At 73.6% G+C, this 18,505-nt stretch carries 12 protein-coding genes and 5 pseudogenes; 10 read left to right on the forward strand and 7 right to left on the reverse strand.

The genetic code is table 11. From position 1 onward, the window contains the following. Positions 1 to 244 precede the first annotated feature (244 nt). Positions 245 to 473: pseudogene (locus tag TU30_RS34385) on the forward strand (N-acetylmuramoyl-L-alanine amidase); the annotation flags it as partial. Between the two features lie 67 nt (positions 474 to 540). On the opposite strand, the gene TU30_RS21460 reads toward TU30_RS34385, so the two are convergent. The 3 genes from TU30_RS21460 to TU30_RS21470 all read right to left on the reverse strand — a co-directional run bounded on the left by TU30_RS21460 (position 541) and on the right by TU30_RS21470 (position 2,465). Then, positions 541 to 1,038 carry a hypothetical protein gene (locus TU30_RS21460; protein WP_042172415.1) on the reverse strand — a complete coding sequence of 166 codons (498 nt, stop codon included), beginning with the start codon at positions 1,036 to 1,038 and terminating at the stop codon, positions 541 to 543. Positions 1,039 to 1,141: 103 nt separating this feature from the next. Then, entirely contained in the window at positions 1,142 to 2,041 is a 900-nt protein-coding gene (locus TU30_RS21465) for a universal stress protein (protein WP_042172418.1), read from the reverse strand. Positions 2,042 to 2,222: 181 nt separating this feature from the next. Then, complete coding sequence (locus TU30_RS21470; RefSeq protein ID WP_042172421.1) at positions 2,223 to 2,465, reverse strand: DUF397 domain-containing protein; 243 nt, start codon at positions 2,463 to 2,465, stop codon at positions 2,223 to 2,225. A 533-nt stretch (positions 2,466 to 2,998) separates the two neighbouring features. Here TU30_RS21470 and TU30_RS21475 point away from each other — a divergent pair. Together TU30_RS21475 and paaK are read left to right on the forward strand one after the other, a co-directional pair. Continuing rightward, positions 2,999 to 4,858 (forward strand): sulfatase, encoded by a 1,860-nt coding sequence (locus TU30_RS21475; protein WP_078878416.1) that lies wholly within the window; start codon positions 2,999 to 3,001, stop codon positions 4,856 to 4,858. Positions 4,859 to 5,058: 200 nt separating this feature from the next. Then, positions 5,059 to 6,357: a phenylacetate--CoA ligase PaaK gene (gene paaK / locus TU30_RS21480; protein ID WP_042172562.1), complete on the forward strand. Its 1,299-nt coding sequence runs from the start codon at positions 5,059 to 5,061 to the stop codon at positions 6,355 to 6,357. Positions 6,358 to 6,452: 95 nt separating this feature from the next. On the opposite strand, the pseudogene TU30_RS37480 reads toward paaK, so the two are convergent. After that, positions 6,453 to 6,689, reverse strand: a pseudogene (locus TU30_RS37480) (AMP-binding protein); the annotation flags it as partial. 491 nt (positions 6,690 to 7,180) lie between these two features. On the opposite strand from TU30_RS37480, the gene TU30_RS21490 reads away from it, so the two are divergent. Next, positions 7,181 to 9,025, forward strand: coding sequence for a serine hydrolase domain-containing protein (locus TU30_RS21490; protein WP_042172425.1), 1,845 nt, complete (start codon positions 7,181 to 7,183; stop codon positions 9,023 to 9,025). A gap of 32 nt (positions 9,026 to 9,057) precedes the next feature. Here TU30_RS21490 and TU30_RS21495 read toward each other — a convergent pair whose 3' ends face one another. The 3 genes and pseudogenes from TU30_RS21495 to TU30_RS21505 all read right to left on the reverse strand — a co-directional run bounded on the left by TU30_RS21495 (position 9,058) and on the right by TU30_RS21505 (position 13,587). Next, positions 9,058 to 10,626, reverse strand: coding sequence for an NAD(P)/FAD-dependent oxidoreductase (locus TU30_RS21495; RefSeq protein WP_199816880.1), 1,569 nt, complete (start codon positions 10,624 to 10,626; stop codon positions 9,058 to 9,060). 132 nt (positions 10,627 to 10,758) lie between these two features. Beyond that, positions 10,759 to 13,106: pseudogene (locus tag TU30_RS21500) on the reverse strand (tetratricopeptide repeat protein). Positions 13,107 to 13,203: 97 nt separating this feature from the next. After that, positions 13,204 to 13,587 (reverse strand): ferredoxin, encoded by a 384-nt coding sequence (locus tag TU30_RS21505; RefSeq protein ID WP_042172564.1) that lies wholly within the window; start codon positions 13,585 to 13,587, stop codon positions 13,204 to 13,206. A gap of 96 nt (positions 13,588 to 13,683) precedes the next feature. On the opposite strand from TU30_RS21505, the gene TU30_RS21510 reads away from it, so the two are divergent. The 6 genes and pseudogenes from TU30_RS21510 to TU30_RS21535 all read left to right on the forward strand — a co-directional run bounded on the left by TU30_RS21510 (position 13,684) and on the right by TU30_RS21535 (position 18,446). After that, positions 13,684 to 14,073, forward strand: a complete 390-nt coding sequence (locus TU30_RS21510) for a DUF6479 family protein (RefSeq protein ID WP_042172429.1) — start codon at positions 13,684 to 13,686, stop codon at positions 14,071 to 14,073. 81 nt (positions 14,074 to 14,154) lie between these two features. Further along, the gene (locus tag TU30_RS21515) at positions 14,155 to 14,511 is read left to right on the forward strand and encodes a hypothetical protein (protein WP_042172431.1); all 357 of its coding nucleotides are present in this window, start codon (positions 14,155 to 14,157) and stop codon (positions 14,509 to 14,511) included. Positions 14,512 to 14,714: 203 nt separating this feature from the next. Continuing rightward, positions 14,715 to 15,221, forward strand: a pseudogene (locus TU30_RS21520) (SigE family RNA polymerase sigma factor). Positions 15,222 to 15,232: 11 nt separating this feature from the next. Further along, on the forward strand, positions 15,233 to 15,742 hold the full coding sequence (locus tag TU30_RS34395) for a hypothetical protein (protein WP_078878417.1): 510 nt from the start codon (positions 15,233 to 15,235) through the stop codon (positions 15,740 to 15,742). Between the two features lie 144 nt (positions 15,743 to 15,886). After that, positions 15,887 to 17,145: pseudogene (locus TU30_RS21530) on the forward strand (glycosyltransferase). Continuing rightward, complete coding sequence (locus TU30_RS21535; RefSeq protein WP_234307934.1) at positions 17,142 to 18,446, forward strand: glycosyltransferase family 39 protein; 1,305 nt, start codon at positions 17,142 to 17,144, stop codon at positions 18,444 to 18,446. The pseudogene TU30_RS21530 and the gene TU30_RS21535 overlap by 4 nt, the downstream one beginning before the upstream one ends. Positions 18,447 to 18,505: the final 59 nt, after the last annotated feature.

Raw genomic sequence — 18,505 nt, forward strand, 5'->3', positions numbered from 1 at the left:
GCACGTCCCCGTGCGTTTCCCGCAGGTCTCCGGACCGCCGCCACGAAAGTCCCGTGGATTCCGGACGAGAGGGGATTTGCGCTTCTTCTGGGCATGATTGACGGATCATCGGCCGGCCGGTAGCACAGTCGCACCCGCAGGCCCTGCACGAGTCACCCGTCCGGCCCTGTGGCTCGTACGACCCGTCCCGCCCGATCGCCCCCAGGAGACCGCGTTGCGAGGATCCCCCACCCGACCCGGCCCCTACCCGGAGGGGGTGCCCGCCCAGGAGGTGTCCCCGCTGCCCTACACGCTGCCGAAGGGCCAGCAGTACGTCAACCGGGGGCGAGGTGCCCGGTGAGTACCTGTACGCGGTGGCCTTCGACCGGTCCTCGCACCAGGTGGTCAGGGGCAAGGAGCTGTACCACCGGATCCAGTTCGGTCACCGGGTCGCCTTCGTGCGGGCGGCGGACGTGACGGTGAAGCAGGGGTAGCGGCGGCCGTCCCCGGCATCCGGTTCCGTCCCTCGTTCCCGGCTTTCCCGCCGGCGGACGGGGCCGGTCAGCCCTGCTGGAACAGTTCGGCGGGCAGCGGCTTGAGGAGGGTGTACAGGTCGTCGGTGATGGGGCGGTCCCAGGCGGCGATGGTGACCAGCACGTTGTCGCTGCGGTCGAACTGCACACAGGAGATCCGGCTCTCGGAGAGCTTCACCCGGCGCACGATGAGCAGGTTGTCGCCCTGCATGACGGGCACGTCCTCGGTGCCGACGACGGTGACCTCCTCTTCGTTCTCCAGCGCCAGCAGCAGCTGCGCGACCTCGAAGGGGACCTCGCCCTCGGAAACCTCGCGGGCGGGGGAGCCCTCCGGCAGATTGCCGATGATCATCGCGGGGCCGCGGCCGCCGAACAGGTCGTAGCGCAGGAAGACGCCCTGGCAGGTGCCGTCAGGGGCGGGCAGCAGCCCGGCGCCCAGGTTCCCGGGCCAGTCGCCGGGGTCCATGGCCAGTACGTCGAAGTCGGGTCCGGCGGGAGTGGCGCTGCGGCGGCGGAGGAACGACATGCCGCCATGGTACGTGCCCGGAACCGCGGACGGACGGCCGGGCGACCCCGCCACGTCCGCCCGGTCGGGCCAGTGGCCGCCGTGGTGCCCGGCTCCCTCCGGACTACTCCTCCGGGGGCGCCGGCGGAACCACCGCGACGGGGCTCGCCGCGTGGAGCAGGACGGCCTGAGTGACGGAGCCCATCATGCGGGCCGGTGCCAGCAGGCGCCGCCGGTGGCGTCCCAGGACGACCAGACCGGCGCCCTGGGACGCCTCGACCAGGTGCCCGGCGGCGTCCCCGGGCAGCACCCGGACCTCGGCGGTGACCTCGGGGTGCCGTTCGCGGTGCGGGGCGAGGAAGCCATCGGCCAGGACGCGGGTCTCGTGCTCGACGGCGCCCTGGTCGATCTGCGGGGCGGGCATCTCCCCCGGCAGCATCCAGGTCTGCAGGGGCCACGGATAAGCGGCGACGACCCGGAGCACGGCGCCACGCAGGGCAGCCTCACGGAAGGCGAAGGCCAGGGTGGCCTCGTCGGGGCTGTCGACGTTCACGCCGACGACGACCCCGGCTCCGGCGGGCTCGGCGGACGCGCCGGTGTCCCGTCCGGGCCGGGGCACCACGACGACGGGGCATTCGGCGTCCCGGGCCGCGGCAAGGGAGTGGGAACCGAGCAGCAGGCCGGCGAAGCCGCCGCGGCCCCGGGAGCCGAGCACCAGCAGCTGCGCGGTGGCCCCCTGTTCGGGCAGGACGGCACCGGGAGCACCGTCCAGGGCCACGAAGTCGACGGCCGGCAGGCCGGTCCGTCCCTCCAGCAGGCCTCGGACCAGAGCGATGACCGGATCGTCCTCGGGGGCGGGTGGTCCGGCGGGCCCCTCCTCGGGCCGGCCCCGGAGGGCGTACTGACGTACGTGCGCCACCCGCAGCGGAGCCTCGCGCCGGTGTGCGGCGTCGAGGGCCCACTCCAGGGCGCGCAGACTGTCGTCCGAACCGTCGACCGCCGCGACGACCGGCTGGGTGCTCATGGGGTTCCTCACTTCCGGACCACGGCCCTCACGTTCCCGGGCCGGCCTGGCTCGGGGCCCGGTCCCGGAAGGGTATCCCCGGTCATGTGTCCAGAAGATCGGCGACGACACCTGTCCGGCTGCCCTTCCGCTCACCGGCCGGCGGGTCCGGGCCCGCGCCGCGAAGCCGTACGCCTCCGGCTCACGTCAGGTCGAACTCCCCCTCCCGGGCTCCCGACACGAAGGCGCCCCATTCGGCCGGGGTGAAGATCAGGGAAGGGCTCTGTGGGCGGCCACTGTTCCGCATGGCGATGAAGCCCTCCACGAAGGCGATCTGGACATCCCCCAGACCCCGGCTGCTGGACTGCCACTGTGCGTTGCTCAGATCCAGGTCGGGCTTGTCCCAGCCGGTGAGCGGTCGCTGCTGGGTGGTGCTTTCGGCCACGTCCGTGCTCCTCCCGATTTCCGTCGTCCGCGGCCAGCCTAGCCATCGGTTCCGGCCGCCGACAGGTCATGCGAGGAGTCGCTTTCCCCGGGGTGGCGCGGGCGGTTCGGGAGACGGGGCCGGCCGCCCACCAGCCGCATGGGGGAGAGGGGACACCGCCGGACACATTGCCGGGAAGACCCCCGCGGGGTCCGGCGGCCCCGCCCGGTGGGCGGGGAGCCGCGTCCGGTGGGCGGGGAGCCGCGTCCGGTGACGGTCGAGCAGGCCCTCGCCTTCCCTTCGGACGTGGCCGTGGTCCAGGGCCGGACGGGCGCGGCGCGACCGTCACCGGAGGAGGTCCCCGGCCCGCTGTCGGGACCGTCGGTCCTCCGACGGCGGACTCCGGGCGGCGGAGTCCGCCCCGCGCGGTCGGGACCACGGGCTCCGGACCGCGCGGTTGAACGCGGAATGGCGTGTGAACGTACTGGTGGGGGCAGGCCCGTTCACGGGCCCGGTGTGCCATGCCCTCGTAGTACCGCGCGGAAGGACCCCGGGTGCAGCTCTTCACACGCTCCCGTCAGCTGTCGGACCACACCGGGAGCGGAGCGGACCCGGCCGACGGTCCGGCCGGAACCACCGGCCACCCCGCCGCCGCCCCCGCCGGCACTCCCGGGCCCTCCGAGCAGGCCCCGGACGGCCAGGCAGCCACACGGCGGGACCGCTGGCGCCCCGGCCACCCCCGCGCGGCCCGTGCCGTCACCGTCGGGACGACCGTCCTGGCCGGAGGGCTGCTGCTGTTCGCGCTCCTCGTACCGAACCGCGTGGAGCGGCTGTCCCTCGAGTCGTTCTTCCGCATCCCGGCCGAGGGCGTCCTGCTGGCGACGCTGCTGCTCGCGCTGCCGCCGAGGCCCCGGCGGATCACGGCGGTGGTCTCGGGCGTCCTCCTCGGTCTGCTCACCGTCCTGAAGATGGTGGACATGGGGTTCTACCAGGTGCTGGCCCGGCCGTTCGACCTGGTGCTCGACTGGATCCTGCTCGACGACGCGGCCGAGTTCGTCCGGGAGTCGTTCGGCCGGGGCGGGCAGATCCTCGCCGTGATCGGAGTGGTCGTCCTGTTCGTCGCCCTGCTGGTGCTGATGACGCTGGCGGCGGTGCGGATCACGAACCTGATGGTCCGCCACCGTGCGTCCGCCGCCCGCACCACCCTGGTCCTGGGCGTCGCATGGATCACCTGTGTCACCCTGGGCGTGCAGATCACCGGTGTCCCGCTCGCCACCAAGGGCAACGCGGAGATGCTGGGCAACCGCCTGGAGCAGGTGCGCGCGGGGCTCGGGGACGCGCGGGTCTTCGAGCAGCAGGCCGCCGTCGACGCCTTCGCCGACACTCCGCCGGACCAGTTGTTCACCGGGCTGCGCGGCAAGGACGTCCTGTTCACCTTCGTCGAGAGCTACGGCCGGGTGGCGATCGACGATCCGGCGATGGCGGAGCCGATCGGCGCGGTGCTGAAGGAGGGCACCGGTTCCCTGAAGGCCGCCGGTTTCGAGTCGCGCAGCGGCTGGCTCAGGTCGCCGGTGACGGGCGCGGGCAGCTGGCTCGCCCACTCCACCTTCCTGTCCGGTCTGTGGATCAAGAACCAGCAGCGCTACCGCAGCCTCACCACCAGCGACCGCATGACCCTCACCAGCTACTTCCGCAAGGCCGGCGACTGGCGCACCGTCGGCATCGTGCCCGGGGTGCGGCGGGCCTGGCCGGAGGGCAAGTACTTCGGCCTGGACCACATCTACGACTCCGAGCACCTCGGTTACCAGGGCCCGTACTTCAGCTGGACGCCGGTGCCCGACCAGTTCAGCATGGAGGCCTTCGAGCGCCTGGAGCACGGCAGGAAGGACCGTGGGCCGATCATGGCGGAGATCATCCTCGCCTCCAGCCACAACCCGTGGTCCCCCAACGCCCGCATGATCGACTGGGACGAGCTCGGCGACGGCTCCGTGTTCCACGAGATCAAGGAGGAGGGCACCGACCCCGCGGAGGTCTGGCAGGCCCCGGAGAAGGTGCGCACCGAGTACCGCAAGTCCATCGAGTACTCGCTGCGCAGCCTGACCGAGTGGATGGAGCGGTACGGCGACGAGGACACGGTCCTGGTCTTTCTCGGCGACCACCAGCCGGTACCGACCGTCACCGCCGGCAGCACCGGCAAGGACGTGCCGGTCACGATCGTCGCCCGCGACGCGAAGGTCCTGGACCGGGTGGCCGACTGGAACTGGACCGACGGCCTCAAGCCCGCGCCCGACGCCCCGACCTGGGGGATGGACGAGTTCCGCGACCGCTTCATGACCGCGTACGGGCCGCAGGGGGGCAAGGGCAGTGGTGGAAGCCGCGGCGGGAGCGGTGGCTCGTCCGTCCCCACCGGCTGAGCGGAGGCCTCCCGGCCCCGCCCCGCTCCCCTCTTCTCCCCCGTTCACGACGTCCCCGGCGCGCGGAAGAAGTATGCGGCGGGCCTTGCCCCGGGCGGGGTCGGACTGGATTACTGATGCCTGCGGGAGCGACCGAATGATCGGTCGCCCGTATTGACCCGACGGACGCGACGGACGCGATGAGCGAGGGGAAGTTCCTGATGGCTCAGGCGGGGGACCTGCTCGACCCGGCGGAACGGCTCGGCGTGGAGGAACTGCGGGCGCTCCAGCTGGAGCGGCTGCGGGCTTCCTTGCGGCAGGCCTACGACCATGTGCCTTTCTACCGGGCGTCGTTCGACGGGGCGGGCGTCCACCCGGACGACTGCCGCTCCCTCGCCGACCTGTCCCGGTTCCCGTTCACCACCAAGGCGGACCTGCGGGATCACTACCCGTACGGGATGTTCGCCGTACCACGCGAACGGATCCGCCGTCTGCACGCCTCCAGCGGGACCACCGGACGACCCACGGTCGTCGGCTACACCGAGGGCGACCTGTCCATGTGGGCGGACGTCGTGGCCCGTTCGATCCGCGCGGCGGGCGGCCGGCCCGGGGACACGGTGCATGTGGCCTACGGCTACGGGCTGTTCACCGGCGGACTGGGCGCCCACTACGGCGCGGAGCGGCTCGGCTGCACGGTGATTCCCGCATCCGGCGGCATGACGGCCCGGCAGGTGCAGCTGATCCAGGACCTGAAGCCCGCGGTGATCATGGTGACGCCGTCCTACATGCTCACCCTGCTCGACGAGTTCGAGCGGCAGCGCGTCGATCCGCGCGGCACGTCCCTGCGTGTGGGGATCTTCGGCGCCGAGCCCTGGACGGAGCGGATGCGGCAGGAGATCGAGGAGCGGTTCGCCATCGACGCCGTCGACATGTACGGGCTGTCGGAGGTCGTCGGACCGGGTGTCGCACAGGAGTGCGTGGAGACCAAGGACGGACTGCACCTCTGGGAGGACCACTTCCTCCCGGAGGTCGTCGACCCCGTCACCGGCGGGGTACTGCCGGAGGGCGAGCGGGGCGAACTGGTCTTCACCTCGCTCACCAAGGAGGCGATGCCGATCGTGCGGTACCGGACACGCGACCTGACCCGGCTGCTGCCGGGGACCGCGCGGGCGGCGTTCCGGCGGATGGAGAAGGTCACCGGCCGCAGCGACGACATGGTGATCCTGCGCGGAGTGAACCTCTTCCCCACCCAGATCGAGGAGATCGTGCTGCGCACACCGGGTGTGGCGCCGCACTTCCAGCTCCGGCTCACCCGGGAGGGCCGGATGGACGCCCTCACGGTCCGCGCCGAGGCACGGCCGGACGCGGACACCGCCACCCGCGCGGCGGCGGCCCGGTCCGTCGAGGCGGCCGTGAAGGACGGCATCGGGGTGTCGGTCGGGGTGGAGATCGTCGATCCGGAGACGCTGGAGCGGTCGGTGGGCAAGATCCGGCGGATCGTGGACCTGCGTCCGCGCTGAGCCGCGCCGCCTCGCACCCGGCCGGGTGCCGCGCTCACCCGGTGAAACGGTCGCGCAGCTCCCGCTTGAGGATCTTCCCGCCGGCGTTGCGCGGCAACCGGTCCACGAAGAGCACACTTCAGATAGGCGTCGGAGTTGTGTCCGTAGGCACCGGCCCGGTCGCCGAGGGAGGGGCGCGCGCCGAGCAGGACGCTCGCCGCGCGGGAGACGGCGGTGTCCAGCGCCTCGTACGTCCAGGTGCGGTCGCCGTACTCGACGGCGACCCGCGCCGGAGTGCGGCGGGCGCTGCGTCGCAGGAGTCCGTCGACCGTGCCGGCGCGTCCGGGCGCCATGGAAGTCGATCCTCGGTTCACCGGCCGGGGAGGTCAAGACACCGGGCCGGCCGGCGGCAGGCCGCGCGAACGGTCCGGCTCACGCCCCCCGATCGGTGAGGACACCCGCTGTCACCCCCGGCCGCCCCTCACCCCGGTGATGCCGGGAGGCACGATGCGTTGACGTCCGAACTCGCCGTACTCCAGTGACCGGCCCCGGCTGTTCCCGGGTGAGCCGTGGGTGACGTCGCGCTTCCGCGAGAAGGACATCCGGTCCTCGCCGGAGCTGAAGGCGGTCCGCGTGCGCGAGCGTCGACGCGCACGGGCCCGTCCGGTGGTGAGCGGCCGTCGCACCGGGCGGGTCCCGCTTCCCGGCCGGGCCGGTTCGACGGCGCGGCCCCGCACGCCCCATTGACACATCCCGCACCTGACAGGAAAGTTTCACCCCGCAAGGCGATCCCGAAAGAATCTTTCAGGCCGCCGGCCGCGGCCACGACACGGGAGGAACCCCCATGGTGGACGACGGGTCGAGTGCGGACACAGCTGAGACCGGTATCACACGCCGTCGGCTCGGCGGTCGTGCACTGGCCTTGGGCGGCGCCCTGGCCTTCGCCTCCCTCCCGGCCGGTCCGGCCGCGACCGCTTCACCGCCTTCGGCGACATCGGCGGCCGGGGCGGCGGGTGGTGGCGGGCACCCGACTCTGCGGCACGGGTCGGCCCGGCGAGCCGGACTGCTCGCCGGCCATCTGGACCAACTCGTCACCGACGCAGAGGCGTTCCTCCGCCCGCCGCCCGAACACCCCTGGTACGCGGGTGCGGTGCTGCTCGCCGGACGCGGCGGCACCGTGGCCCTGCACCGGCCCATCGGCATGGCGGTGCGCTACCGGGCGTACGACGAGAAGACCGGCACCGGCGTCGAGTTCCCGGCGGACCGGCAGATCCCCATGACCGAGGACACCGTCTTCGACCTGGCCTCGGTGTCGAAGCTGTTCACCTCCGTCCTCGCGGTGCAGCAGATCGAGCGGGGCGCGCTGGAACTGGAGGCGACCGTCGCCTCGTACCTGCCGGAGTTCGGCCGGGCCGGCAAGGAGGGCGTGACGCTCCGTCATCTGCTCACGCACACCTCGGGTTTCCGTGCCTGGATCCCGCTCTACCGGGCGCCGACCCACGCGGAGCGTGTCCGGCTCGTCCTCGACGAGGCACCCGCCGTCCCGCCCGGAGCGGCGTACCTGTACTCGGACCTGAACCTGATCTCGCTCCAGCTGGTGCTCGAGAAGGTCACCGGCCGCACCCTGGACGTCCTCCTGCGGGACGAGATCACCGGCCCGCTGGGCATGGACCGCACCCGCTACAACCCGCCCGCCTCGTGGAAGCCGGGGATCGCCGCCACCGAGGACGCCCGCCCGCCCTGGTCCGGCCTCGACCGGGGGCTGGTGTGGGGCGAGGTGCACGACGAGAACGCCTACAGCCTGGACGGGGTCGCCGGCCACGCGGGCGTGTTCTCCTGCGCCTGGGACCTGGCGGTCCTCGGGCGGGCCCTGCTCAACGGCGGCGGCTACGGCCGGGCACGCATCCTGGGACCGGAGTCGGTGGAGCTGATGTTCACCGACTTCAACACCGGCTTTCCCGGGGACGAGCACGGTCTGGGCTTCGAGCTCCACCAGCACTGGTACATGGGCGCGATGGCCACTCCGCGCACGGCGGGCCACACCGGGTTCACCGGTACCTCGCTGGTGCTCGACCCGACGACCGACTCGTTCCTCGTCGTTCTGGGCAACTCGGTTCATCCGGTCCGCAGTTGGCGCTCCGGCTCGGCTCCCCGGGTGGCCGCCGCGAACCAGCTGGCCCGCGCGGTGCCGGTCGGGCCGGCACCGGGGCGGGGAGGGCGGGACGGGCGGACGTCCTGGTTCTCCGGGATGGCCGGCTCGACGACGGCGACGCTCACGCTGCCCGCGCTGGACACGTCGTCCGGCGACGCACGGCTGCACTGTGCGCTGTGGTGGGACACCGAGCCGCACGCCGACCTCCTCGCCCTGGAGGCCACGACGGACGGCGGTACGGCCTGGCAGCCGGTGCCGTTCGTCACCGAGCGCCGGGGCAAGGCGCCCGAGCAGCATGCGGCGGGCACCGCGACGGGCTGGTCGGGCCGGGTCTGGCACGGCCTCACGGCCGCCCTGCCCACCGCGCGGAGCCTCACCCTGCGCTGGCGGTACGCGACGGACCGGCTGTATGTCGGGCGCGGAGCCTACGTGGACGGAATGCGTGTCCGGGCGGGCGGCCGCGTTCTGTTCGACGAGGCTCGTCCGGCGGACGCGGCACGGGTGCGCGCGGCGGGGTGGACCCGGTCCGCCGACTGAACGCCCCGCGCGTCCCCGGTCCGGTCGCCCCGTCAGCTCGCCTCCAGCACCGCCATCGCCGCGTTGTGTCCCGGTATCCCGCTCACCCCTCCCCCGCGCACCGCGCCCGCGCCGCACAGCAGGACGTTGGCGTGCCGGGTCTCCACCCCCCAGCGGCCGGTGCCGTCCTGGGTGTGGGGCCAGGCCAGGGCGCGGTGGAAGATGTTCCCGCCGGGCAGCCCGAGGTCGCGGTCCAGGTCGAGCGGGGTCTTGGCCTCCAGGCACGGGCGCCCGTCGGCGTCGGTCGCCAGGCAGTCGGCGAGCGGTTCGGCCAGATGGGTGTCGAGCTGGGCGAGAGTCGCGGCGAGGAGTTCCTCGCGCACGGCGTCGTTGTCGTGGACGAACAGCCGGGCCGGGGTGTGCAGGCCGAAGAGGGTGAGCGTCTGGTGGCCCTGGGCGGCGAGCTCCGGACCGAGGATCGTCGGGTCGGTGAGTGAGTGGCAGTAGATCTCGGAGGGCGGAGCGGCGGGCAGCTCACCGGCGGCGGCCCGGGCGTGCGCGGCGGCCAGTTGCCCGTATCCCTCGGCGACGTGAAAGGTCCCGGCGAACGCCTCGCGCGGGTCGACGGAGCTGTCCCGCAGCCTCGGCAGCCGCGTGAGCAGCATGTTCACCTTCAGCTGGGCGCCCTCGGCAGGGGCCGGGGGTGTGTCGCCGGTCAGGACGGCCAGTTCTCGCGGGGAGGCGTTCACCAGGACGTGCCGGGCGGCTGCGACGCCCTCGCCGTCGGCAGTGCGGTGGGCGACCTCGGCGGTGCGGCCGTCCGTGTCGATGCGTGTCACCTCGTGGCCGGTGGCGATGACGGCGTCCGCGTGGCGCGCGGCGGCGGCCAGCGCGTCGGTGAGCGCGCCCATGCCGCCGACCGGCACGTCCCAGTCGCCGGTGCCGCCGCCGATGACGTGGTAGAGAAAGCAGCGGTTCTGCTCGAGCGCGGGGTCGTGGGCGTCGGCGAAGGTGCCGATGAGGGCGTCGGTGAGGACCACGCCCCGCACGAGGTCGTCGGTGAAGTTCCTCTCGACGGCGGCACCGATCGGTTCCTCGAACAGGGTTCGCCAGGCCTCCTCGTCGTCGACGGCGCGGCGCAGTTCCCCGCGGGTGGGCAGCGGTCCGGTGAGCGTGGGGAAGACACGCTCGGCGACGCGGCCGGTCATACCGTAGAAGCGCTGCCAGGCCCGGTACTCGCGGTCGGATCCGGTGAGCCGGGCGAACGCCTCCCGGGTGCGCCGCTCACCGCCGCCGACCAGCAGCCCGGTGGGCCGGCCGTCGCGTTCGGCGGGGGTGTACGAGGAGACGGTGCGGGAGCGTACCCGGAAGTCGAGCCCCAGCTCCCGGACGATCTTCCGGGGCAGCAGGCTGACCAGGTACGAGTACCGGGACAGCCGGGCGTCGACACCGGCGAAGGGCCGGGTGGACACCGCCGCCCCGCCGGTGTGGCCGAGACGCTCCAGCACCAGCACGGAGCGTCCGGCCCGCGCGAGATAGGCGGCGGCGACAAGGCCGTTGTGGCCTCCGCCGACGATGACGGCGTCGTATGTCCGGGTTCCGGCTCCCTCGTGTGCGGTCATGGTTCTTCGTAGCATGTGAAGATCCGTGCCGACCAGGTGGCGGGCGACGTCCCTGCGCGGAGACCGTCTGCCCGGCGCGGCGGACCGGCAGGCCCTCCGCTTGCGTGCCCTCCGCCCGTCCTTCGCCGTCCGTCACACTCCGCCCACCGCCCGCTGCTGCCGCGGTGGGACCGCCTCGCGGTGCGGCCCGGCGGCCGCTTCCTCGTCCCCGAGCCGCTCCAGGCACCGGGCCTCGTCGTTGCGGGCGGCGAGGGTGTCGCGGTGGTCCGCTCCGAGGAGGCGCTCACGGGCGTCGGCCACCCGGCGGTAGTCGGTGAGCGCGTCCGCCCAGCGGCCCAGCCAGCCCAGGCCGACGGCGACCTCGCGGCGGCTGACCAGGGTGTCCGGATGGTCGGCGCCGAGGGCGCTCTCGCGCAGCGCGCACACCGTGCGGGACTCCGCGAGGGCCTCGGCCCAGCGGCCGAGCCGGCCGAGGTTGACGCCCAGGCCGTGCCGGGCGCGCAGGGTCTCGGGGTGGGTGGGGCCCTGGACCCGGGTGCGGTCGTCGACCAGGCCGCGGTAGAGGTCGAGGGCCTGTGCGGTGCGGCCGAGCCGGCCGAGTCCGATCTCGTAACGGGCGGCGAGCGTGTCGGCGTGGTCCGGGCCGAGCGCCCGCGCGCGAGCGTCGGCGACCTCCCGGTAGGTCTCCAGGGCATCCGCCCACCGCCCCAGCTGCCCCAGGGTGTAAGCGACTTCGTAGCGGGTGACCAACGTGTCCGGGTGCTCGGGGCCGAGCACCCGTGCGCGGGCGGCGGCCACCTCGCACGCCATGCTGTACGAGTCCTCCGGGCGGCCCAGCCTGTTGAGGTTGAAGGCGAGGTTGTGCCGGCAGCGCAGGGTGTCGGGGTGCTCGGCGCCCATGGTGCGCTCGCGCGCCGAGAGCACCGACAGATACACCTGGTGGGCGTCGGAGGGACGGCCCAGCCGGGCAAGTACGTATGCCATCTCCTGGCGGACGGCGAGCGTGTCGGGGTGCTCGGAACCGAGCGTGCGGATACGGGTCTCGGCCACGTGCTTGTACTCGCGCAGCGCGTCGGCGGCGCGGCCGGTGCGGCTGAGGGCGAAGGCGGCCTCGTAGCGGCTGGCGAGGCTGTCGGGGTGGTCCGGGCCGAGGAGGCGGGCCCGCTCCGCTGCCACCGCCCGGTGCACTTCCCCCCGCCTCCGTCCAGCGGCCGAGGCGGCCGAGGCTCAGGCCGGCCTTGTGCCGTGCGGCCAGCGTGGCCACCGCCTCGGACGACGGGGCGGGCCGCTCGTCCGGCGGGGGCGGGCCGCCGTGGCCGGCCGCCGGGCGGGCGATCCACTCGCCGGAGAGCCCGCCCGCCGGGTCCGGCGGGGTGCTGCGCGGTCCGGCGACGGCCGCCTTGCGGCCGGAGGTCATGCCGCGTGTCCAGGAGGGCAGCCGGGGCGTGCTGCCCACCGGCCCGGGCCGGTGGGCCCAGCGCGGCGGGGCGAAACGGTCATCCGCGTCGGACGGGCCGGCGGGCTCCGGCCAGTCCGGCACCGCGACCGGTGCCACGGCCAGAGCCGCGGTCGGCACCGTCGGGACCGCCTGGGCCGTCTCGACGGCCCGGCCCGCCGCCGGCGCCGGCTGCAGGGCCGACGCGGCCCGCAACGCGCCGACACGACGGGCCAGTTCGCGTGCGCTGTCGGGGCGCCCGGCGGGTTCCTTGGCCAGCAGGTCGAGGATGATCCGCTCGAGGCGCTCGGGCAGTTCGGCGCGGTGGCCGGGGCGGGGTGTCACGGTGCCCGACCAGGATCGCCCACGCGTCGTCGAGGTCGAACAGCGGTACCCCGGTGGCGATCTCGTAGAGCACGCAGCCGAAGGAGTACAGGTCGCTGCGCCGGTCGACGCCGGTGCCGCTGATCTGCTCCGGTGACATGTAGTGCGGGGTCCCCATCGCGACGCCGGTGCCGGTCAGCCGGGAGGTGAACCCGATGTCGTGGCCGAGGCGGGCGATGCCGAAGTCGCAGATCTTCACCGTCCCGTCGGCGAGCCGCACGATGTTGGCGGGCTTCAGGTCCCGGTGCACGATGCCCTGGTCATGGGTGTGGGCGAGGGCGGCGGCGACCTGCTCGGCGATCTCCACCACTTCGTCGACCGGCAGCGGATGCTGCTTGTTCTCCTCCAGGAGGCGACTGAGATCACGGCCCTGGAGCAGTTCCATCACCAGGTACAGGACACCGTCGTACTCACCGAAGTCGTGCACGACGGTGATCCCGCGGTGCTGCAGGGACGCCGCCACCCGGGCCTCCCGCCGGAAGCGCTCACGCAGCACCCGGCTGAACGCGTGGTCGTGCTGTGCGCCCACCGGCTTGAGGCACTTCACCGCGACCTCTCTGCCGAGCGACTCGTCGCGTGCCCGCCACACCTCCCCCATGCCACCCCGCCCGATCGGATCGACCAGCCGGTACCGGCCGTGGATCAGCCTGCTGTCCCTCATCGTCCGCCCCCGTGAGTGTCCAACGCGCCCTCCCCCGGCCCGTCCAGTATGACGATGTCTCACCCGATTTTGTACGGTGCCGCGCGCGTACGTGACGTCAGTGTGCCGAGGAAGCCAGGGTGTCGAGGAACTCCGTGCAGGCCTGCGCACAGGTTCGGCATGCCTCGGCCGTGCGTTCCGCGCCGGGGTGCCCGTCGAAGGCGTGCGCGCCCTCGAGGCACACCTGCCGGCACCATTCGACCTGGACCCGGACGGTCTCCTCGTCCGTCTGACTGCCCTCGGACAGTACGCGGCTGGTGGCGTCGCACACCTCCGCGCAGATGACGCCCTTGCGCCGCACGGATTCCTGGGGCGTGCCGCCACCGGGATCCACCAGGCTCGCCCGCACCGCGCAGGCCCGCGAGCATTCCGCGCACGCCTGCGCGCAGCCGAACCGGTCCTCGAGATACCGGTACAGCTCCTGCTCGGATGTCGTCGTCACCCAGCGCGGGTAGCCATCACCGCGGGCGGTGAAACCCACTGGTGCCGACTGCCTGCCCGGCGGGTTCACCGGGGGGACCGGGGGTACCCGCGGACCATGACGAACACTGCGACGGACACCCCGTGGATGGAAGCAGCCGACCTCGCCGCGAGCCGCGGGATCATGGGCATCGGCCTCGTTGTGGCGGCCGTGCTGGTCGTGGGCCTGCTGATCGGCCTGTTCGCGTTCGGCAGCAAGCGGGTCGGGCAGGGTGACTCGCCCAGGCCACGCCCCGACGAGCAGCCCCGGATGCCTGAGGGGGGCCCGGTCCATGAGGTCCGGGAACACCGGGAGCCCGACGAGATGCCCCGGAGCGACGACCGGCTGACGCCGCACGACCTGCACGGAGGCAGCTCCGGCAGCCGCCCCGTGACCTCGCAGGAACGGCCTCGCCGGGAGGAGGGCGGCAGCGGCGCGTTCGGCAGTGGCGGGCCGGGGCACCGCTGACCACCGGCGGACCCCACCGTCTTCCTGCCGCGAACGTCGCAGTGGCACACCGTAGTCACCGTGAACAAGGAAGTGAGCACCATGGCAGACCCCGCACGCGAGACCCTGCCGCTGCCCGATTACGACCATCTGCCGATCGGCGGCCTGGAGAGCCGTGTGCGCGCGCTGTCCGCGGACGAGGTGGAGGAAGTCCTGGACTACGAGCGTGCGCACGGCGACCGCCTCCCGGTGATCGAATTGCTGGCGGCCCGTCTGGATCAGTTGCGCACGGGTTCCGAGCCGACGTCGGGCGACCCGGGGGCACTGCGTCCCGAGCAGGGCGCGGGCCGCACGGGCTCCCCCGTCTCGCCCGCCACCTCGCCGCAGCCGTTCGGCCCGCCACCGCACGGCACCCCCGACCAGCGGGGCAGGCCGAAGGGCGACCGCATGGAAGGCTGACCCGTCCGGCACCGCCGCCCTGCGCCTCGCGCGCGCTCCGGAGCGGGCCATGAGCTCATCGACCGCGTCACGCGGGCGTGGAGCTCACGGCCCGCTCCTTCGTTCGCCCCACGTGAGATGGATCACGGCGCCCGGGTGCATCGTGGGGCGGGGTCCAGCGTCTTTGTCCGGGTGTAGGGGTTCGAACGGACGGGACGGTGAGGATGGAGCGGTTTCGGGCAGACGGCTTCGACGAGTTCGCGGCTGCCCGCTGGGGGGCGCTGCTCCATGTCGCGCGTCTGCTCACCGGCGGCGACCGGCAGCGTGCCGAGGACCTGGTGCAGGAGGCCCTGGTGAAGCTGTGGTTCGCCTGGCCGAGGGTCGCCGAGCAGGCGCCGGACGCGTACGTCCGGCAGGTGCTCGTGCGGCTGGCGGCCCGTTCCGCCCGGCGGCGCTGGTGAGGTGAGCGTCCGGTGGATCAGCTGCCCGACCGGCCCGATCCGGGTGATGTGTCGTCGGTCGTGGCGGAACGTTCGCGGCTGGAGGCCGCGTTGGCCCTGCTGCCGCCCCGGCAGCGGGCCGCGGTGGTGCTGCGTTACTGCGAGGACCTGCCCGAGGCCCAGGTGGCGCGGGCCCTCGGCTGCCCGGTGGGCACCGCCCGGTCCCACGCGTCGCGGGGCGTGGCGCGACTGCGGCAGATCCTGTCCGACGCCGTCAGGCCCGTGGGATGAGGGGAGAACCGATGGACGACTTCGAGCGGGAGCTGACGCACATGCTGCGCGGCCCCCGGCAGCAGGCCCCCTTCGATTCCGAACAGCGGGAGCGGCTGTACCGGGGCGTCCGGGCCCGTCACCGGTCCCGGACGCTGTGGCGGGCGGGCGGCTCGGCCCTGGCGGTGGCCGGGCTCAGCGCCGTACTCGCCCTGCTGCCCGGCCTCGGCTCCGACTCCCGGCCGCCTGCCGATCACCGTCCGCCGCCCGCGACCGGTCCGACGTCGCCCCCGGCGGTCCCGACGCCCACTCCACCGGCGACGAGCTCGGCCACCAGCACCTCCCACCCGCCCGTGAGCCCGCCCGTCACCACCGGCGCCGACACCGGTGCCCCGGGGAGCAGCTCACCGACCACGGCCCCACCGCCCACCACGGCGGGCGGGAGCGAGCCGACCTCGGCGCCGGCGTCACCCCCGCCCACCTCGAAGCCTCCGCCCTCGCCCTCCTTCCCGGCCGGCCCCGAGTCGGCCGGAAGCGGGTAGCCGCAGCACCGCGCCGCCCTGCCCCGGCCGGGCGCCCCGTTCGCCCCCGGGACCTTCGCTCCGACCACCACCACGGGCGCATTGGCATGCTCACCTCGGAATGGGGGATTCTGCCCTACGCCGCAAAGTGACCGTGAACCAGCCATGAGAACCGCCGGACGGCCTGCACCGGCCGACAACGACGACAAGGACAGCGACGGCGGGCACCCGAACCCCGTACTCGACCTGGTCGTCCCCGTGCACAACGAGGAGAAGGACCTGGAGCGGTGCGTCCGGCGCCTGCACGCGCATCTCGTGGAGACGTTCCCGTACTCCTTCCGGATCACCGTCGCCGACAACGCCAGCACCGACGCCACCCCTCGGATCGCCGCCCGGCTGGCCCGGGAACTGCCCGGTACGTGCTGGATCCGGCTGGCCGAGAAGGGACGCGGGCGCGCGCTGCACACCGCCTGGTCCGGCTCCGGGCCCCGGTGCTCGCGTACCTGGACGTGGACCTTTCCACCGGTCTCGCGGCCCTGCTGCCCCTCGTGGCCCCGCTGATCTCCGGGCATTCGGACCTCGCGATCGGCACCCGGCTGGCGCGCGGCTCCCAGGTCGTGCGCGGACCGAAGCGGGAGATCGTCTCCCGCTGCTACAACGGCCTGCTGCGCGGCACCCTCGCCGTGGGGTTCTCCGACGCGCAGTGCGGTTTCAAAGCCGTACGCCGGGACGTCGCCGAACAGTTGCTGCCCCTGGTGGAGGACAGGGGATGGTTCTTCGACACCGAACTCCTGGTGATCGCCGAGCGGGCCGGACTGCGCATCCACGAGGTGCCGGTCGACTGGGTGGACGATCCCGACAGCCGGGTCCGCATCGTCTCCACGGCGCTGGCGGATCTGCGCGGCATGGCCCGGCTGGGGCGTGCCCTGGCCGGCGGCCGGCTGCCGTTGACCGCACTGCGCCGGGGCGGAGGTCTCGAGCGGGTCGCGGAGTTGCCGCCCGGCCTGGCCGGTCAGCTGCTGCGCTTCGCCGCGGTCGGTGCCGCAAGCACCCTGTGCCACCTGCTGCTCTACACCGCGCTCCGGGTCTTCACCGGCGCCCAGGCCGCCAACGCGCTCGCCCTGCTGGCCAGCGCGATCGCCAACACGGCCGCGAACCGGCGGCTGACCTTCGGGGTGCGCGGCCGGCACGGGGTGCTCGGGCACCAGCTCAAAGGGCTGGCCGCCTTCCCGGTCGGCCTCGCGCTCACCAGCGGGGCGCTCGCCGTCCTGCACCGCGCCGCCCCCGGGGCCGGTCCCGGCACGGAACTGCCGGTCCTGGTCCTCGCCAACCTCGCAGCGACCCTGCTGTGCTTCCTCCTCCTTCGGGCCTGGGTGTTCCCCGGCCGCAGCACCCGCCGTACGACAGGACCCTCCGCCTCATGAGCAGCACCGTCCGGACCGGCCGTCCGGCAGACCCGTCGGACTCCGCGGACCGGGCGCCGGATCCGACGCCCTGGCCCGATGTCTCCCCTGCGGTGGACGCCGGCCAAAGCCCTCCGGAGCGGCAGCGGCGGGCCGTCGCGCGCCACGGGCCCGTCCTCGCGACGTACGGCGTGCTCAAGCTCGTGGGGTTCGCCGCCTTCATGTACCTGCTCGACTCGGCCGGCGACTTCCGCGGGAAGCATCCCCGCTTCGGCGGCGGCGACCACACCTGGGACGTGCTGGGCAGCTGGGACGGCTGGTGGTACCAGCAGATCGCCCTGCACGGCTACGACCCGGCCCCGGAGCCCGTCCCCGGCGCCACCGGCATGATCACCCTGAAGGGCAACTCGGCGGCGTTCTTCCCGCTCTACCCGACACTGATGCGGCTGGTCTCGGAGGTCACGGGGCTCGGCCCGTACGGCGCCGGGATGACCGTCTCGGTCGTCTGCTCGTTCGTCGCGGCGCTCGGGATCCACGCGGTCACGGCCCGAGTGGGTGGGCGGCGGGCCGGTCTGGCCGCCGTCGGCCTGTGGGCGGTGTGGCCGGGTTCCGGCGCCGAGTGGGCGGTGTACTCCGAGTCCCTGTACACGGCTCTGGCCGTGTGGGCCTGCTACGCCGTCATCACCCGCCGCTGGCTCGTCGCCGGGCTGCTCACGTTCCTCGCCGGGCTCGCTCGGCCGACCGCCGTCACCCTGGTCGCGGCCCTCGCCGTCGCCGGGCTGATCGCGGTGTGCCGGCGGCGGGAGGACATCCGCCGTCCGCTGCTCGCCGTGGCGATCGCCCCGCTGGGAACGCTCGGCTACCTCGGCTGGGTCGGCCACCGCATGGGCGACTGGGGCGGGTACAGCAAGCTCCAGGACGGCGCGTGGGGCCACACGTTCGACTACGGCCGGCACAGCATCGGCGTCCTGACCTCGGTCCCCGTGGGCCATTTCGACTACCTGTTCGCGATGCCCTTCGAGGACGTCATCGGTGTCGGAATGGTCCTGCTCGTGCCGGTCCTCACCGTGCTGCTGGTCCGGTTGCGCCCACCCGCCGTGCTCGTCGTGTACACGGTGCTGTCGTACCTGATGGTGATGGGCACCCAGCAGTACTTCGGCAATGTCTCGCGCCATCTCCTCCCCCTGTTCCCCCTCCTGATCCCGCTCGCCCTGGCCATGCGCCGCCTCCGGCTGCCCTCGCTGGCCACCGTGCTCGGCACGGCGGCACTGGCCTCCGGGTCGTACGCGGGCTACGTGCTGTTCGAGCTCGGGGTGCCGTAGGACCCGCACCGCGTCTTCGGTGGACCGTGCCCGGGGCACGGTCGGCCGGACGGTGTCGG

Source organism: Streptomyces sp. NBRC 110035, from assembly GCF_000829695.1.
Taxonomy (GTDB): domain Bacteria; phylum Actinomycetota; class Actinomycetes; order Streptomycetales; family Streptomycetaceae; genus Streptomyces.

What these genes read in the sequence shown, in the direction of transcription:
- TU30_RS21460 (WP_042172415.1), bottom strand. Translation starts at nt 1,038, where the DNA reads ATGTCGTTCCTCCGCCGCCGCAGCGCCACTCCCGCCGGACCCGACTTC.
- TU30_RS21465 (WP_042172418.1), bottom strand. Translation starts at nt 2,041, where the DNA reads ATGAGCACCCAGCCGGTCGTCGCGGCGGTCGACGGTTCGGACGACAGT.
- paaK (WP_042172562.1), top strand. Translation starts at nt 5,059, where the DNA reads ATGGCTCAGGCGGGGGACCTGCTCGACCCGGCGGAACGGCTCGGCGTG.
- TU30_RS21490 (WP_042172425.1), top strand. Translation starts at nt 7,181, where the DNA reads ATGGTGGACGACGGGTCGAGTGCGGACACAGCTGAGACCGGTATCACA.
- TU30_RS21495 (WP_199816880.1), bottom strand. Translation starts at nt 10,626, where the DNA reads ATGACCGCACACGAGGGAGCCGGAACCCGGACATACGACGCCGTCATC.
- TU30_RS21510 (WP_042172429.1), top strand. Translation starts at nt 13,684, where the DNA reads ATGACGAACACTGCGACGGACACCCCGTGGATGGAAGCAGCCGACCTC.
- TU30_RS21515 (WP_042172431.1), top strand. Translation starts at nt 14,155, where the DNA reads ATGGCAGACCCCGCACGCGAGACCCTGCCGCTGCCCGATTACGACCAT.
- TU30_RS34395 (WP_078878417.1), top strand. Translation starts at nt 15,233, where the DNA reads ATGGACGACTTCGAGCGGGAGCTGACGCACATGCTGCGCGGCCCCCGG.
- TU30_RS21535 (WP_234307934.1), top strand. Translation starts at nt 17,142, where the DNA reads ATGAGCAGCACCGTCCGGACCGGCCGTCCGGCAGACCCGTCGGACTCC.